Here is a 17,818-nt window from a genome sequence, read left to right as displayed (position 1 = left end):
TATCCTTATAAATATGTTAAGGCAACAAGGGACTTTATGAGTTTTATTTATCTTCAACCCTAAAACGTTACACGAATGAAGACCCATTTTTTATTGTTAAGTTTACTTTTTTCAACAGCAATTTTTGCTCAAACCCAACCAAAAATATACGATATTATTAATTCTGTGTCCCCAGATCGAATAGCACAAGACATAAAAACCTTAGCCAATTTTGGAACCCGACATACGCTAAGCGATACCGTGTCCGAAACACGGGGTATCGGAGCGGCTAGAAGATGGATAAAAGCTGAATTCGAAAACATCTCAAATAACTGTAATGGATGCCTTCACGTTTTTTATCAAAAAGATTTAGTCGAAAAAGGAACCAATGAACGAATTGTAAAAGATGTAATGGTTGTTAATGTGGTTGCCATCCAGCGGGGTACCAAACACCCTAATCGCTTTATTATTATGAGTGGTGATATAGACTCCAGAGTTACGGATCCAACTGATTTTACTTCTGACTCTCCAGGTGCCAATGATAACGCAAGTGGAATGGCAGGAACCATCGAAGCTGCTCGCGTATTGTCAAAATATCAATTTGACAGCAGTATAATTTATGTAGGCCTCTCCGGAGAAGAGCAAGGTTTATTTGGCGGCAAAGGTTTAGCTGCTTATGCTCAAAAACAAGGATGGGATATAGTAGGGATTCTTAATAATGATATGATCGGAAATATAAAAGGTGTAGACGGTGTTATCGATAATCGCACCTTTAGAATCTTTTCTGAACCTACTCCACCCACAGAAACCGAACGCGAACGAAACGCCAGACGGTATTATGGTGGCGAAGTAGATGGGATATCGAGACAGCTGGCCCGATATGTTCATAAAACCACCCAGACTTATATGCCGGAGATGAATCCTATGATGATTTATCGACTAGATCGCTTTGGACGAGGGGGACATCATAGACCTTTTAATGATGCTGGCTATGCAGGTATACGTATTATGGAAGCTCATGAAAACTACACCCAGCAACATCAAGATATTCGAACAGAAAATAATATTGAATACGGCGATGTAGTGAAGCACGTTAATTTTGATTATGCTGCCAAACTAACCGCAGTTAATGCAATCAATCTGGCAAGTATAGCCTGGGCTCCTCCTACACCTGAAGAAGTGGAGATCGGTGGTATTGTAGAGCCTTCGGTAAAATTTCGCTGGAAAAAAGTTGCAGACCCCGATGTAAAAGGATATAAAATATATTGGCGAGACACAACCTCTCCTACCTGGGATCACAGTAGATTTGTTGGTGATGTAAATGAATTTACATTAGATGGAATCGTGATTGATAATTATTTCTTTGGTATAGCCACAGTAGGAAAAGATGGATTCGAAAGCCCCGTAGTATTTCCTTCAAAAGTTTTTAGATAGTAATCAAAAAAACTTTAAAGCAAAAGGATGAAATTATCCTATGCGCTATCCACCCTACCTAAGGATAATGCAATGCCGGTATTCACTATTTTAGAATCGATGTATAAAAAAGGAGTTAGTTTTTACTATTTTTAGCGCTTAAATCTCATTTTTGTGTAATGATAGAACTTTCTAACCTAGATATAGGACTTATATTTTCCTTTTTCGCGCTTACCCTTTTCATTGGTCTTTATGTATCCAAAAAATCAGGAAAAAACGCTACTGAATTTTTCCTTTCTGGAAGAAATATGCCTTGGTGGTTACTGGGGCTGTCCATGGTTGCCACTACATTTTCTACAGATACGCCCAATCTTGTTACGGATATCGTTCGAAAAGGAGGTGTGTCTGGTAACTGGGCCTGGTGGGCCTTTTTGATTACAGGATTATTAACTGTTTTTGTATATGCTAAATTATGGAGAAAGTCTAATGTCAAAACAGATATAGAATTCTATGACCTAAGGTATGGTGGTAAACCTGCCCATTTTTTGAGAGGTTTCCGAGCCTTATACTTAGGAGTAGTATTTAATATTTTGGCGATGTCTGGGGTTACACTTGCAGCCATTAAAATTGGACAAGTCATGTTAGGTTTGTCTCCTATAGAAACGGTAGGTATTGCTTCAGTAGTAACCGTTATTTTCAGTGCTATTGGTGGTTTTAAAGGAGTTGTTTATACCGATTTTTTGTTATTCTTTACCGCTATGGTTGGGTCAATAGGAGCAGCATATTATATCATTAACTTACCAGAGGTTGATGGTATGACCAACCTCATTACGCATCCCCAAGTAGTAGATAAAATCTCGTTACTTCCTGATTTTGACAATACGGAATTGGTAATTACCCTACTAATCATCCCCTTGGCGGTACAATGGTGGAGTTCTTGGTACCCGGGAGCAGAACCAGGAGGTGGTGGTTATATTGCGCAGCGAATGTTAGCCGCCAAAGATGAAAACCACGCTATCGGAGCTACCTTCTTTTTCAATATTATGCATTATGCTATCCGGCCCTGGCCATGGATATTAGTGGCCCTGGCTTCATTAGTAATTTTTCCAAAAGATGATCCCGAAGCAATGGATATTGCCAAAGAAAAATACGTAGCTCTGCAAGAGGTTTCCAATTCAAGAGGTTTGACTCAGGAAGAACAAAAACAAATGGACACCTATTACTTTGCATCCGAAGGATTGACGGCTATACGAAAAGCTTTCCCTGAAGACAAAGTACAAAAAGACAAAATTGGTCATGACCTTGCCTATTCTGCTATGCTAACGCGATTACCTTCTGGTTTACTCGGTTTAGTTTTGGCATCCTTAATCGCAGCTTTTATGTCCACCATATCTACTCATCTCAACTGGGGTTCCTCCTATGTGGTCAATGATTTTTATGTGCAACAGATTAATAAAAATGCTTCAGAAAAAGAATTGGTTACTGTTGGTAGAGTATCTACCGCAATTTTAATGATTTGTAGTGCACTACTAGCTTTGTTTCTTACCAATGCGAAACAACTTTTTGATTATATCATCATGTTTGGCGCGGGTACAGGACTAATCTTTATTCTCAGGTGGTTTTGGTGGCGTATCAATGCGTGGAGCGAGATTTCTGCCATGTTTGCATCAGGTATAGTTTCCCTAATTTTCAATACACAAACAGTTTCTAACGCCTTATTTGGTGAAGATCTTTTACCAAGTTGGAGTAAATATCCATTGGTAGTGTTAATCACAACAATCATATGGATTATTGCCACTTTTATCACCAAACCTGAAACGGAAGATGTGCTAACGAATTTTTACGCTAAAACGCAACCCGGGGGTCCTGGATGGAAAAAAATAATCGAAAAAACAAAACAAAAAGGAATACTAAACACCACAGAAAAATGGAGCGTTCCCTCAGGTATTTTAGCAATGCTGGTAGGTTGTGTTTTGATTTATGGTGTGTTATTTGCAACAGGTTATTTTATCTATGGTCAATACGTTAAAGCAACCATTTTATCGCTAATTGCTATCATAGCCGCTTTTATCATTTTTAAACTTTGGAAACGAATTAAATCAAATATTCTTTAAGAGATTACTATGTCTAAATCCACAATAAATACAACGCAATTGAAATCATTCCTATTACTAACTATTGGTATAGTAGCTTTCGGTTTTGGTCAGGAAAAACAGTTTACACGACAAGATACTTTACGAGGTTCCATAACACCAGAACGAGAATGGTGGGATCTTACCTACTATCATTTAGATATCAAAGTAGATCCGGATAAAAAAACAATTGAAGGTAAAAACACAGTTCAGTATAAAGTGTTACAGCCTAATAAAAGGCTTCAAATAGATTTACAGTCTCCTATGACTATTGATAAAGTTACCCAAAATGGTAAGGAGCTCGAAGTGACTTCTGAAGGTAATGCTCACTTTATTACTTTGCAAGAACCTCAAAAAATTGGTGAGATTAAAGCGCTAGACATTTATTATGGTGGAAAACCAAGGGAAGCGGTTAATGCACCCTGGGATGGTGGTATTTCCTGGAAAAAAGATCAAAATGGCAAACATTTTATTGCTTCTTCTTGCCAAGGTTTAGGGGCTAGCGTATGGTGGCCAAATAAAGATCATATGTATGACGAGGTTGATAGTATGAAAATAAGTGTTAATGTTCCTAAGGGGTTAACTAACGTCTCCAACGGAAGACTTCTTAAAACAGAAGAAAAAGAAGATAACACTACGACATTTCATTGGTTTGTTAGCAACCCGATCAATAATTACGGTGTTAATATCAATATCGGCGATTATGTACATTTTGGAGAAACCTATGATGGCGAAAAAGGCCCATTGGATATGGATTATTATGTATTGAGTTATAATTTGGATAAAGCCAAATCTCAATTCAAAGATGCACCCAAAATGATGAAAGCTTTTGAACACTGGTTTGGGCCCTACCCTTTCTATGAAGATAGTTTTAAATTAGTTGAAGTGCCTTATCTAGGTATGGAACATCAGAGTTCTGTTACCTATGGCAACGGCTATGTTAATGGGTATAGAGGATATGATTTATCTGGATCAGGCTGGGGAAGTAAATTTGATTATATCATCATTCACGAGGCAGGACACGAATGGTTTGCCAATAACATCACCTACAAAGATGCAGCGGATATGTGGGTGCATGAAGGGTTTACAACCTATTCCGAAAGCTTATTTATTGACTACTATTACGGTACTGATGCAGCCAACGAATATGTAATCGGGATCCGTAAACTTATTCAAAATGACAGCCCTATTATCGGAACCTATAATGTAAACAAAGAAGGATCTAGCGATATGTATTATAAGGGTTCTAATATACTACATACGCTAAGGCAACTTATTGATGATGACAATAAATGGCGAACGATCTTACGTGGGCTCAATGAAACCTTTTACCACAAAACAGTAACTACTCAACAAATCGAAGATTATATTAGTAAACAAAGCGGAATTGATCTAACAGAATTTTTTGATCAGTATCTAAGAACCGTAAAAATCCCAACTTTGGAATATAAATTGAATCAAGGGGAACTCACCTATCGATACACCAATATTGTCGAAAATTTTGATATGCCCGTACGTATTTTTGTAGGTAATCAGGAGCTTTGGATTCAGCCTACCAAAGATTGGCAAACTAAGAAATTAAAAAATGAAGGGGAGATTAACGTAGACAACAATTTCTATATTCTCAAAAAACGCCTATAGCGTATGGAGTTTGATATTGTTGCTGAACAGCCTGATGAGGAGCTTAAGGACTACATTAAAGAAACCTATCGATTACGTTTTAAGGGGCTACAAGAAGATCAATACCGTATCGTGGTAGATGATGGTTGTTATGACTTTGTTTTTTTTAAAGAACGGAAATCGATCATGAAGTATGCTGATGACCAACTTGCCCCAATTTCATCTAAAACCTTTACCATACATCAATTGGCTCCGCCCTATAAATTGAATTTTGGTCAACAGCTCACCTTTTATACCGCAAAAGTGCAGCCTTGGTGGAATCGAACTTTTTTCGATTTACCAACATCCGCGGGCATATATGACTTAGCCCCCATCTATGGAAAACCAATAGAAATTGCTCATCAAAAAATATTTGAAGCAAAAAAATTTGAAGAACAAAATGAACATTTCAAAGCATTTATAGTAAAACATCTACCCCATAAGACAGCTACCGTTAATTTGGTTGAAAACATATGTAACCATATTTATAATTGTAAAGGAATAACTACTGTAAATGAGCTCTCAGCAATTTTTGATATCAATCGCCAACAGCTCAATGCCGTTTTTAAAACAGAAGTAATGTATACGCTGAAGCGATTTATTGCTATTGTAAGAATCGTGGAGGCCATACGCTACAAGATTAAAAACCCTAAACTATCTTTTACCGAATTGGCTATAGCTTCAGGATATTTTGATCAGGCACATTTCAATAATGATTTCAAAAAAGCTTGTGGTACTACGCCATCAAAACTATTTAAGGACCTGCCTGAATTTTTCTTTAGACATCAATAAAAGAACAGCTACCATTTTTACAATTTTATGAATTTAAATTCCTTTTAGTTTGCATAAAATTTAAAATGATGTACAAAATAGTTTTTCTTTTCTTAGCAATGGTTTGTTTTGGTTGTCAGCATACAGAACAAAAATTGACCCAACAACAAGCAATGACTTACTCAAAGATAGATGAGTACTTCTCTGCCCTCACAAAACTGAAAAAATTCAATGGAGCTGTGGTTGTAACTAGCAATGGTGAAACTCTACTGAATAAGGCCTATTCGATAACAAAAGATAAAAATTCTCATCTATATGTCACCAAAAATCATCAATTTGACATCCGTTCCATATCCAAATTAGTAGCAAAGATTGCAGTATTACAATTAGAACAGAAAGGCCTAATAGAAAGAAGTAAAACGATTAATACGTATTTAAATGATTTTCCTTATGGAGATAAGGTAACTATTCAGCATCTAATGGATAATACATCGGGCTTACCAAGAAGGTTGGATCAGGAGTATGATTTTTTTGCGATGGAGATTGAGGAAACTATCGCTTTGATTAAAAAAGCTGCTTTAGAATTTGAACCGGGTACTGCATATCGCTATTCTAACCTCGGATACGAACTACTGTACTATATCATACATCAAATAACTGGTAAACCATTTGTGCAATATGCACAAGATGAAATATTCGATCCTTTGGAGATGGAACATACGGGAGCACATTTTTATTCCAACGTTAAAAATCTACATCAATTCGCATATTACCATAGCTTACAAAATGACTCGATTACAGAAGTGGATCATTTTAATGAAGAGCGTAACCGACAAGTTAACCTCTACTCTACTACTTCAGATTTGATGAAGCTTATGGAGTATGTTCGTAAAGAACCTTTCGTTACTGAATTGCAAAATGAGCAAGGCATCATTGGACATTCCGGTGGATCCGAAGGAATACGTGCACACGTACAAACTGATATACTTAAAAACTACAGTTTCGCATTTTTATGTAATTATGATGAAATACCTTTTGCACAAATCATAACTGACTTAGAAAACATAATCGAAGAAAAACCATATACCATTCCAAAACCGCTACATAGAACAAGTATGACCATATCACCAGCTATTCTCCATAATTATAAAGGTAAATACGATGTAGCCGAATTTAATCACAAAATATTAGAATTTCGGGTAGAAAATGACAGTCTGGTTTTTTATCAAGATGATCAACGCGAAGTGGCGCTTAAAGCAGAGAATGACAGTACGTTTTTTGACAATCCAAAATCCACAGATTCTTTCATTTTTCAAAAATCTGATAGCCTTAACAGCTATGATGTGATTATGAGATGGAAGGGGGTCGATTTTAAAGGTATTTTAATTGAGGATTAAACTTTAAGATAATCTTTCGTTCTGATTAAACGAGTAGGTAGTATCTTATAAACTCATATAATAAAATTTATCATGTTCAATTTTTTCAAAAAGAAATCTAAAAAGGAAATTCTTCAAAAGAAGTATGCAAAACTATTGGAAGAAGCTCATAAATTGTCACATACCAATAGAAAAGCAAGTGATGACAAACAAGCTGAAGCGGAGGCTGTTCTCCAAGAGCTGGAGGCACTTCCATAGGTAATCAATTTGCTACAGCTTATTAATGTATCCTTGATTTGTATTCCTAATTATTTGAAATCTACAATAGATTTTGCAATAATGGACATTTTACACTGGTAGTTCAACTATGATATATGCTATCAGTCAAATCACTACTTTACTTCGGTAGCATAAGTTAACATTGCATATTTTCATACTATTATAAATGGACTTGTGGAAGAAGCGTTAAACAAAACTTCCCAATATTTTTAATAAAGATGAGAATTTACTTTTTTAAGTAATTTCATAAGTGAATACTTCAGAAAGACTTAAAAACAAATACATAAAATAAAGCGTTTGTTTATAATATTACTTTTTTTGGAAAAGGGATACTAATAAAATGATAAGAGTTATTCCTGGGTATAATGTTTCATCTTCTGATCTTACAGGTGACCTTGTTGGTAACAACACTATTTCCATAACAGTGGTACAACTAAAACGTAAAGGTTTGTTTTTTAGCAAATAAGACTAAAAAAAACTTAATTTTTTTAACAAAAGTTATTATCTTTAAGGTAAAGCCAACGCTCATGGAAACCTTATTCAATAACCGCCGCACGCACACTAAAGTTCTCTATATTGGCATATCCATTGCACTTATAGCCATACTAATTGCTGTTATTTACTTTTTCCTATAAGTTTATTTATTGTCGCAGGCTTTAATCTTTTGTAAAGAAAATCGACAGTAGAAAATGTGGGCTAATAGCAGTAATAAATTGTCTGTTCCTACCACTATTTAATAAATAGTCTTAAAGTTTGTATAGCATCAAAGCGCTAAAACTACTTGTAAATTCAATTAAAAATTAATAATTTCTTTTATTCATTACATATAAGACATAGATATGGTAGTACGCGATAGATTAGCTGATCTAAAGAATTATGGGATAATGGACACCTCTCCAGAAGAGGAGTTAGATGAGATGACAGCTATAGCCACTGCAATTTGTGATACACCAATTTCTCTTATTACCTTACTGGATGATAAAAGACAATGGTTTAAATCCAAACACGGATTAGCCATTGACCAAACACCTATTGAACAGGCCTTTTGTAGATATACGTTATCTAAGCCAGATGAGGTACTTGTTATTGAAGATGCTAAAAAAGACCCAAGATTTAGTGAAAATCCTTTAGTAATTGAAGATCCTAAAATACGCTTTTATGCCGGCGCACCGTTGGTAACACCATTAGGAAATGTATTAGGTACGATTTGTGTAATTGACCGAGTTCCTAAACAAATTTCAGAGAATCAACGAAAAGCGCTCCAGCTCTTAGCTAAGAAAACAATGGATTTTTTAAACCTACGAAAGTTAAATTTAGAGCAAGCTCAAACCATTGCAGGCAATGAGGAACACCTTCAAAAAATAACAGAACAGGTTCCTGGTCTAATCTTTCAATGCATCCAAACTAAACATCTAGAAATTGAAATACCTTTTATTAGTAAATCATTATCCTACATTCATCCTAAGCTAACTAGCCTAATTTTAAAAAACAACCCTAAAGTAATTTTAGATGTCATACATCCCTCTGACCTTTGTAAAATCAAACAGGCTTTAGAAAGATCCTTTGTCGAAAAACATATGATTAATATTGATTTTAGAGTGGTAACACCTAATCAAAACGTAATATGGTATCGCGCACTTGCTGCGCCAGAGGAAAAAGATAATGATTCAGTTTCCTGGTATGGTATTTTACAAGACATAACAGACAATAAAGAATATGAACATCGATTGGAGCAACTGTCATTTGACATCTCTCATGTGTTACGTAAACCTATTACTACACTTCAAGGATTAAATCATTTAATTCAAAAAGACGTATTGGATGAAACTTTGATCAAAAAATATGCAGGCTTTATTAAAATAGTAGCTGACGAACTTGATATCTTTACCCGCAAGTTAAATGAAACCTATCAGCAAAAGAATACTACCCTTTATAATACTCATGTAAAACATTCTGATAATTAACATTATCCAGTTATGACCTTAAATAAAAGCACACTTATTATACTATTCTTTTTAGTACAACTGGCTGCCTCTGCCCAGGTTAAATTTGAAAAAGAAAAACGTGTTAAAAGCTCCGATGTACCAAAATCCGCAACCACCTGGATTGACAGCCTTCCGTTTACTCATAAAATCAAATGGTACAAAGAGATCAGTCAGGATGGAACTAGTTATGAAGCTAAAACCTGCCTTCACAAAACAAAATACAGTATTGAATTCACTGCAACTGGTCAATTAATTGATGTAGAACTACAAACTCCTTTTAGGAAATTAAACGAGGCGGTAAAAAAAGAAATTGAAGAGGTACTAACCAAAAACTACGACAAGTACAGCATACAAAAAACTCAAGAGCAATATATTGGCAATAAGGACTCAGTAGGAAAACTTATTATTGACAAAAACACACGATCAGAACTTACTAAAAATTACGAGCTAATTGTTAAAGTAAAAGAAGATGGAGATTACAAAACTTACGAAATTACTTTTGATAATGAAGTAAAGCTTATAAAAAAATTAGTCGTCGATCAAAGACGAAGCGATAATATTGAATTTTAGCCAATAGTATGAAACAACTATTGTTCCTTTTATGTAGCTTATATTTTGGCACCCTACTGATCCATAGTCAATCCGATTACAATTTGGGATTGTTACCTAAACTAACGCTAACAAAGCCAATAGCATCCAAAACAAAGCTTGTTCATAGTATAGAATCACGTCAAATTTTCTACGATAACACTTCAAATCCGGCACAAACTTATCAATATGTACTGACTGACTTTACTACATTATTTTCGTATAAAATTGGTAGTAGTATGTCCTTAAATGGTGGCTACTTATTTAGAATTAGGGGGAACCAAATCGTTCATCGTTCGATTCAACAATTTACTGTAGTTCAGTCCTTGGAAGGATTTCGTTTTGGACATCGGATTGCTACAGATCAAACTTTTTCTAATACCACCAATCCTTTATTTCGGCTTCGGTATCGTGCAACTTTAGAAATACCTATTAGTGGTTTACGTGTAGATGCTCAAGAATTTTATATCAAAGTCAATAACGAATATCTTGGCATCTATCAAGATAGTAGTGGAGATTTAGAATTACGTTTAATGCCTTTTTTAGGATATGAACTTAACCGAAATAATAAAATAGAAACAGGTCTAGATTATAGAATCGATAATTTTATTCAAGGGCGAAGTAATCAAGATTTTTGGTGGGTACTAAGTTGGTATACTACACTATAAAACCTTATCCTGATAATATAGATATTATCAAACCTTTGCTTGGTTTCGTAATACGTGAATTTTTAATCACGAATTAGTTTCTCTATCCACTCCACAACACTGATTAATAGACGTTCTCGTTCCATATCATTATGCAATTCGTGATACCCTTTATCAAAGAGCATAACTTCAGCATTTGTGGCCTCCTTGGCAAACTTTAAGGTAGATTCATAATCTGTGATTTGATCCCCTGTACCATGAACCAGTAATACAGGAACCTGCAATTGATTTGCGTGCGCTAATGCCCACTGACCTGCTTCTAAAACTGGTAACAAAAGAGAAGGACTTACTTTGTCATGAACCATTGGGTCGGTTTCATATTTCTCTACTTCTTCAGGCAGTCGAGATATTGCTCTAGCGTCTAAGCCAGATGATAGCGTCAAAGAAGGCAATACCTGTTTAATGATTTTACCCATTACCAACTTCCACCGTGCAGGCTGAAAAGACAATTGTAAAAGAGGACTCGACACTACTGCACCTTTGATGATAGGTTGATTTCTTAAAATATAATTAAGCACTAAATTGCCACCCATACTATGCCCGTAAAAAAACACAGGTAAATCATTTGCTAAGGTCTGGGTCTTCTTTAAAGCGGCCTCTATCACTTCCATCAATGCAGCGTATCCTGGACAGTAACCTCGCTTTCCGCCACTTTTTCCATGTCCAAAGTTATCAAAGGCAACTACACCAATATGTTTGGCAAGGAACTCAGGTATAAGAAACTCTTTGTACCGGCCTAGATGCTCTCCCATACCGTGAACTAATAGTAACATTGCCTTACAACCCTTAGGCAACCAATATTCTCCATACAATTTGTAGCCAGTATGGGTCATAGAAAACTCCCGATGTTCCATAGTTTAAATATAAACTTTTTAGTCGAATAAAATTTAGCTAAATGTCCTGTTAAGATTTTTTATAACTCAGGATATCATAATCTAGAAATAATTATAACAATAGGCCGATGAATACCAAAAGGTAAAGTCTTAATCAAATAAGATTTAAAACATTGATTTTTAATCATAAAGGGGTAAAAACCTCTGGTATAACTTTTAAACATCCCGTATCTTTATGTTGCAGGCAACAGATCCAAATATTACAAACAACTTTGTTTTGTTATCCTATTCCAATAGTAAAATGAAACCACGTTTAAGAGATAAAATAGCAACCATCACAGATTCTAACCAAAAGTTAAGGACTAAGCTAAGCTTTATAATTCCTGGAGCATTGCTGATACTTGGTTTTATAATTCTGATCTTATATGCAATCTCTACAGGAGCTTGGATGACAGTACTTTCTACCATCGCTATGGTTATGCTCTCCAGTTTTTCTGTTGGAGCACTTATTGGTTTCATTTTTGGTATTCCCAGAACCTTACAAGAAAATAAAACAGAAGGTATAGTATCCAATAGTAACCTGGAACAGCTTAGTGACTGGCTGACTAAAATAATTGTAGGAGTAGGTTTAGTAGAATCCAAAGAGGTATTTGGTATGGTCAGCTTTTTGGCAGAAAAGTTATCCCAGGGCTTTACCAACGCATCGGTAGGATACACTATAGTAGCTACAACGCTTATCTTCTACTTTTTTGGTGGTTTTTTTATTAGTTATTTGTGGAGTAGAATTTTATTAGAACGTATTTTTCAGGAGAATCTCGACACCGAAAAACGAATCTCTGCACTCGAAGAAAATAAAGATGCCCAAGATGAATTGAACGAATTACAGCTGGAGTATAATAAAGAAAATGCATTTTCGGTCATTGAAAAAAGCCTCAAAGAAATTAAGGACCCTAAACGCCTAGCTTCTATTTTTGATAAAGTAATCGGTATCGCTTATGAAAAATTAGACTACTCCACCATCAATGAACTGGCCAACCAGTATAACACTAAAATTAATATCTCAGCACGTACATGGGCTGATATTGCATTAGCAAATCTCAATTTGTATAATACCACCGGAAGCCCCATCTATTCGGAAGGTGTACTCATTGCCAGCGACCAAGCGAATAAGATCCTCAAAGATTACGGAATACCTGCAATGATCAAAATATATCTGGCCTTAGTTGAATATAAAAAAGGTAAAGAAATCAATGATGAAAACAAAGTCAGAAAAGCCCAGGAGGAAATCAATAATATCATCCATCATATTCTTAGCGAAGGCACTATAATGGCATATGAAGCTTATAATTATATGCTCCGCAATGATAATACCTCTTTTTCAGAATTTAATCAAATGTTTAGAACAGAGTTCAAAGAGCAATTTGAAGCGTTAAAGATGAAATACCTACAGCATTTACCAGAATCGAGCTAAATCTAATGACACCAAGAATGAATTCTTAGTTTACTGAAGGTATCCAACCCACAAACTAACATACTTTACTTACCTTGCAGGCATGAAAGCTGCAACGGTAAGAGAACTAAAAAAAGAATTAGCCTTTAAATCCAAAGAAGAACTCATTGCAATATGCTTACAGTTATCTAGATTTAAAAAAGAAAACAAAGAACTCCTTACCTATTTATTATTGGCAGTTGATGACGAAGCTGGTTATATTCAAGGTGTAAAAGAAGAAATTGATGAACAGTTTTTAAACATCAATACACTTTCGTATTACTATATCAAAAAGAGTGTTCGAAAGATCTTGCGAATGATCAAAAAATACGTCCGGTATTCAAAGAATAAAGAAACGGAAGTGGAGTTACTCTTCTACTTTTGCAAAAAATTAAAAACACTTACCCCTCCTATCCATAAAAACAGGGTATTGCAAAACATATACGAGCGAGAGTTAGCAGGTGTGCAGAAAAAGATTAATGCACTACACGAAGATTTACAATATGATTATAATCTAGAACTCGAAGCATTTTTTAATGATTAACAAGGTTCAAATTTTTAATAATAAAACAAACCTAAAGACTCGGTATAAAAAATGCGGTTTTACCGTAACCAACTTACTATAATATTTTATAGCTTTATAGCACTTATCGTAAACCACCACCCCAAAATTTACAAAATAATTTAAGTCCCCTCTACTACTTACCCTAAAGTAGAACTATGTAACTATTACCAATATAGGTGCATTCATGGTATTACTATACGCTTGCCCAATACACACGTGTAAGCAAAGTAATTAATAGTTATCAGATTATATAAAAAATCTAAATATGAAAAAACTGAGCTGTATGCTTCTCGTTATACAGGTATACTGTGGATTTGCTCAAAATCAATTCAATCTTACCATAGAGCGAAAACTCACCACAGCACATTGTACGTTGGGGTATCTTATCGCGGATGATGAAGTGCTTTGTTATAGTTTGGAGTTACCCTGGAAGGATAATCAAAACAATATAAGTTGTATCCCAGAAGGTACCTATGATGGGATACTTAGATATGACAAAACAGATGGTTGGCGTATACAATTGAAAGATGTACCTAATAGAACTGGAGTTCAAATACATATGGGTAACTATACCAGTCAGATTAAAGGATGCATACTAGTTGGCAAAAGTGCCAGTATTGATCAATGTAGCGTTCAAAATAGTGCCGCAGCTTATCAAAAGTTAAAAAAGGCATTTTATGGCACAAGCACTCCTAATAGTACTCCTAATAAGACAATCACACTAACATTTAAATAATAACTCAGATGAAAAATGTATATCTATCACTTCTGATACTTTTGCTAAGCAACTCCGTTGTTACGGCACAAGTAACACCTAATTCCAAACGTTTTGAAGTTAAAAACTATATCGCTATAGATAATAATGGTCAGTATTATCCCTACCATTCGCACGGATTTGTTGAAAACGTTGGTAGCGGTAGTAGTCCACGGATATTTATCATGCCAATACTTGAATTTGATTTAGATCATATCAAATACATCAACCAAGAAGGATTAGAAACCTCAAGCAGCACTAATAATCTTCGTAGTATTTCTATCCCCATTACTGCAGAGCATAGTTTACCCAATGAAAGTCAAAAAGCAGCAATAGGAGCTACCTTAAGTGCTGGAACTACGCTCAATTTCTATTATGGTCCAATCGCCAAAAACAATATGGGAGGCCCACTTATTGATCCAAATGCAGGGATGTATACTCCACAAATTATGGCTCAGGCCAACAAGTATGAGCAGAATCTAAAAAAACAACAAGAATACATAGATGCTTACAAAAAATACACACCCGAGTTAATTTCACTACTGGAATATGAAGTGATTATGAAGGTGGGTAATGATGTCGTTTATGACCAACGATTTCCGGGGTCCTACATTGCTATGGGTAATTCACTTGATGACATTTCTATCGATTACCCAAGTAATTATGTTAAAAATCGAATTAAACAAGGCAATTTTAATTTGTTAGTAAAGTATAAGTTCAAAGACTCCAAAAACAGCTATATCAATGCTTCAATTGATGCCAAATTGATCATTGATCAATTCCTAAGTGAAGCTCAGCAAAGTACTGTTAGCCAAAAATCTAGTGGTTGGTCTTTTTTAGGTTTTGGTAGCCGAAGAAAGTCTATTAAATCCCATTTTGATCAACAGGTAAATCAACAATATAATGCACAGCGTTTTACCAATACAACTATTGAAATGTACGATGCAGATGACGAAATGATTGCAATGTTCGAAGAACTATTTTTTCCAAAACTAGCCAAACAAAAAGTTATTGATAATCATTTGGCAGCAGCCGAAAAAGCCAAACAATCTGGTAATACCGAATTACAAAAATTACATTTGGATTATGTAAAGTCGCTTCAAAATAATGATCCTGATTTGGAAGTTAATGTTGGTGAAGCTGCGGCTGCACTAGCTCGCAAAGATTATGTTGGTTTTATCGCTCATGGCGTGCGTTGGGGTGATTACCAAGCCAGTGGCAATAGCTCATTTCGACGTGTTTTAAATAGTAGCGAAATGAGTGAAGAACAATCTAAATGGAGCCAGACCAAAAAGATCACCGTACAACATGCAGTTACCCAAAAAGTAGGACTTACTAAAAAAGTAAAATTGAGAGCATTCATAGGACTTATTGATGGCATACCTTATCAAGGTAGAGTGGTAATTAATAATGGCTTTATGAATCAATGGGAAAATATTAAAGGCATTATTACCGGCCCAGTTGTAAACGGAGGATCTTTACATCAAAATAATATTATTTCAGGTATAATGCTGCTGCGCGTCGGTAACCGTTCAGTTAATGATGCACAAAGCTTAACCAATGCGTTAAATGGTTACGACCCTGGTGATAACATACCAGTTGAAATCCTAGAACGCGTTGGTAACAACGTATATCGAAAAAAGGATGTCTACGTTACCTTAGGCGGTTATCCTATGGCCAATTAATTGCCACAAATGATTCATCAAACGCTTGATAATAAATCAATTAAATTATCTAAATTAACAAGTACACCTTATTAAATCAGCTCTTAACACTACTTTATGATTTTAACGCATAGGAATTATGTAATTTTCAATGAAATCGAATGTTTAGAATTGTCATAACATAAAACTAGCGCTTGGTATGCTAAAGTATTGGTTGGTCATTTTATCGTTATTATGTATAGGGTGTAGTCAAAACCCTTTACCAGCTTATGATCTAGTAATTACCAATACTAATATTTTAAATATTGAAAACGGAAAATATCTTAAAGGAAGTGTTTTTATCCAAGCAGATACCATTGCTGAAATTGTATCGGGTAAAGATTTAAAAAAATATACAACCGCATTTAAAGTTGATGGAACCGGTAAATTTGTTTTACCGGGATTTTGGGACAATCATATCCATCTTAGAGGTGGAGACTCCTTATTGCAAGAAAATAAGGATCTCCTCCCTCTATTTATTATTAATGGAATTACCACGGTTAGAGATGCAGGAGGGGATTTAACACTAGCCATTCAAAGCTGGCAAAAAGAAATCAAAGAAGGCTCCTTGATTGGTCCTACCATTTATACAGCCGGACCAAAAATTGATGGTCCCGACCCTACCTGGGCAGGCTCCATAGAAATTGACACCCTGCCTCAAGTAAATCAGGCATTAGATAGTCTACAACATCTCAATGTGGACTTTGTAAAACTATATGATAGTAAGATTAGTGGTGACTTATATTTAAAAAGCATAGAAGAAGCCTCCAAAAGAGGAATGATAACCTCTGGTCATATGCCATTTACGGTTAATTTGAAAGAAACGGTCAATTCTGGTTTAGGAGCTGTGGAGCACCTCTATTATATATTGAAAGGATGTTCCGCGAAAGAAAAAAAGGTGACTACTGCAGTCAAAAAACAGCAACTTAATTTTTGGACAGCTCTGGATACATTGGTAAACACCTACGATCCTAAGAAAGCGCAACAAACGTTTGACCTCTTAAATGACCATAATGTATTTGTGGTACCTACATTGCATATCGGAGATGTTTTAAGCGAATTGGGCAACCAAAATCATCAAAATGACCCCTACTTACAACTTATAGGTCCGGGCATTCAAAAAACCTATACATATAGATTAAAAAGCGCTTTACAGCGATCTGAATCTGCAACCACAGCTCGTAAAAAACTAGATGCATTTTTTGATGTTTTAGTAAAAGAACTTGACGATGCCAACGTTCAGCTCTTAGCTGGATCTGATAGTGGAGCTTTCAATTCTTTTGTTTACCCTGGAGTTTCGTTACACCAAGAATTACAAGCTTTACAAAACGCCGGACTTACACCGCTAAAGGTTTTACAAGCTTCAGCATATAATGGAGCAGCTTTTTTACAAAAGGACTCACAATACGGAAGCATAACAACAGGCAAAAAAGCGGACTTAGTACTCCTAAATTCAAATCCCCTAAAAGATATCAAGAATACTAGGGATATTTATCGAGTTGTAAAAAACGGTAAGTCTTACGATCCGTTGGCACTAGCAGAAAAATATAATTGTGCACCCTGTTTTACATTAAAAAATTAAATA

15 protein-coding genes are annotated in these 17,818 nt (G+C 35.3%); 14 read left to right on the top strand and 1 reads right to left on the bottom strand.

The genetic code is table 11. The features are described from left to right. The first annotated feature begins 75 nt into the window (after window positions 1-75). The 9 genes from EV197_RS09720 (at window position 76) to EV197_RS09680 (ending at window position 10,850) form a co-directional block, all read left to right on the top strand. Window positions 76-1,413: a M28 family peptidase gene (locus EV197_RS09720; RefSeq protein WP_130286562.1), complete on the top strand. Its 1,338-nt coding sequence runs from the start codon at window positions 76-78 to the stop codon at window positions 1,411-1,413. 158 nt (window positions 1,414-1,571) lie between these two features. Then, entirely contained in the window at window positions 1,572-3,506 is a 1,935-nt protein-coding gene (locus EV197_RS17190; RefSeq protein WP_242610716.1) for a sodium:solute symporter family protein, read from the top strand. A 9-nt stretch (window positions 3,507-3,515) separates the two neighbouring features. Beyond that, window positions 3,516-5,165 carry a M1 family metallopeptidase gene (locus EV197_RS09710; protein WP_130286561.1) on the top strand — a complete coding sequence of 550 codons (1,650 nt, stop codon included), beginning with the start codon at window positions 3,516-3,518 and terminating at the stop codon, window positions 5,163-5,165. Window positions 5,166-5,168: 3 nt separating this feature from the next. Then, complete coding sequence (locus EV197_RS09705) at window positions 5,169-5,975, top strand: helix-turn-helix domain-containing protein (protein ID WP_130286560.1); 807 nt, start codon at window positions 5,169-5,171, stop codon at window positions 5,973-5,975. 65 nt (window positions 5,976-6,040) lie between these two features. Continuing rightward, the gene (locus EV197_RS09700) at window positions 6,041-7,351 is read left to right on the top strand and encodes a serine hydrolase domain-containing protein (RefSeq protein WP_130286559.1); all 1,311 of its coding nucleotides are present in this window, start codon (window positions 6,041-6,043) and stop codon (window positions 7,349-7,351) included. Window positions 7,352-7,423: 72 nt separating this feature from the next. Next, the gene (locus EV197_RS09695) at window positions 7,424-7,588 is read left to right on the top strand and encodes a Lacal_2735 family protein (RefSeq protein ID WP_130286558.1); all 165 of its coding nucleotides are present in this window, start codon (window positions 7,424-7,426) and stop codon (window positions 7,586-7,588) included. 860 nt (window positions 7,589-8,448) lie between these two features. After that, on the top strand, window positions 8,449-9,573 hold the full coding sequence (locus tag EV197_RS09690) for a GAF domain-containing protein (RefSeq protein ID WP_130286557.1): 1,125 nt from the start codon (window positions 8,449-8,451) through the stop codon (window positions 9,571-9,573). A gap of 12 nt (window positions 9,574-9,585) precedes the next feature. After that, window positions 9,586-10,164, top strand: a complete 579-nt coding sequence (locus EV197_RS09685; protein ID WP_130286556.1) for a hypothetical protein — start codon at window positions 9,586-9,588, stop codon at window positions 10,162-10,164. An 8-nt stretch (window positions 10,165-10,172) separates the two neighbouring features. Continuing rightward, window positions 10,173-10,850, top strand: coding sequence for a DUF2490 domain-containing protein (locus EV197_RS09680; protein WP_130286555.1), 678 nt, complete (start codon window positions 10,173-10,175; stop codon window positions 10,848-10,850). Window positions 10,851-10,912: 62 nt separating this feature from the next. On the opposite strand, the gene EV197_RS09675 is transcribed toward EV197_RS09680, so the two are convergent. Beyond that, window positions 10,913-11,743 carry an alpha/beta hydrolase gene (locus EV197_RS09675; protein WP_130286554.1) on the bottom strand — a complete coding sequence of 277 codons (831 nt, stop codon included), beginning with the start codon at window positions 11,741-11,743 and terminating at the stop codon, window positions 10,913-10,915. A 214-nt stretch (window positions 11,744-11,957) separates the two neighbouring features. Between EV197_RS09675 and EV197_RS09670 the strand changes: the two genes are divergently transcribed. The 5 genes from EV197_RS09670 (at window position 11,958) to EV197_RS09650 (ending at window position 17,815) form a co-directional block, all read left to right on the top strand. Further along, on the top strand, window positions 11,958-13,193 hold the full coding sequence (locus tag EV197_RS09670; protein ID WP_130286553.1) for a hypothetical protein: 1,236 nt from the start codon (window positions 11,958-11,960) through the stop codon (window positions 13,191-13,193). Window positions 13,194-13,275: 82 nt separating this feature from the next. Further along, on the top strand, window positions 13,276-13,755 hold the full coding sequence (locus EV197_RS09665) for a hypothetical protein (protein ID WP_130286552.1): 480 nt from the start codon (window positions 13,276-13,278) through the stop codon (window positions 13,753-13,755). Between the two features lie 286 nt (window positions 13,756-14,041). Further along, entirely contained in the window at window positions 14,042-14,512 is a 471-nt protein-coding gene (locus tag EV197_RS09660; protein ID WP_130286551.1) for a DUF5675 family protein, read from the top strand. Between the two features lie 8 nt (window positions 14,513-14,520). Continuing rightward, entirely contained in the window at window positions 14,521-16,215 is a 1,695-nt protein-coding gene (locus EV197_RS09655) for a hypothetical protein (RefSeq protein WP_130286550.1), read from the top strand. Window positions 16,216-16,393: 178 nt separating this feature from the next. Beyond that, window positions 16,394-17,815 (top strand): amidohydrolase family protein, encoded by a 1,422-nt coding sequence (locus EV197_RS09650; RefSeq protein WP_130286549.1) that lies wholly within the window; start codon window positions 16,394-16,396, stop codon window positions 17,813-17,815. The last annotated feature ends 3 nt before the right edge of the window (window positions 17,816-17,818 follow it).

The organism is Aquimarina brevivitae, from assembly GCF_004216895.1.
GTDB classification, from domain to species: Bacteria; Bacteroidota; Bacteroidia; order Flavobacteriales; family Flavobacteriaceae; genus Aquimarina; species Aquimarina brevivitae.
Note: the sequence above shows the minus strand (reverse complement) of the source record. Positions and strands in the feature narration are given on the sequence as shown.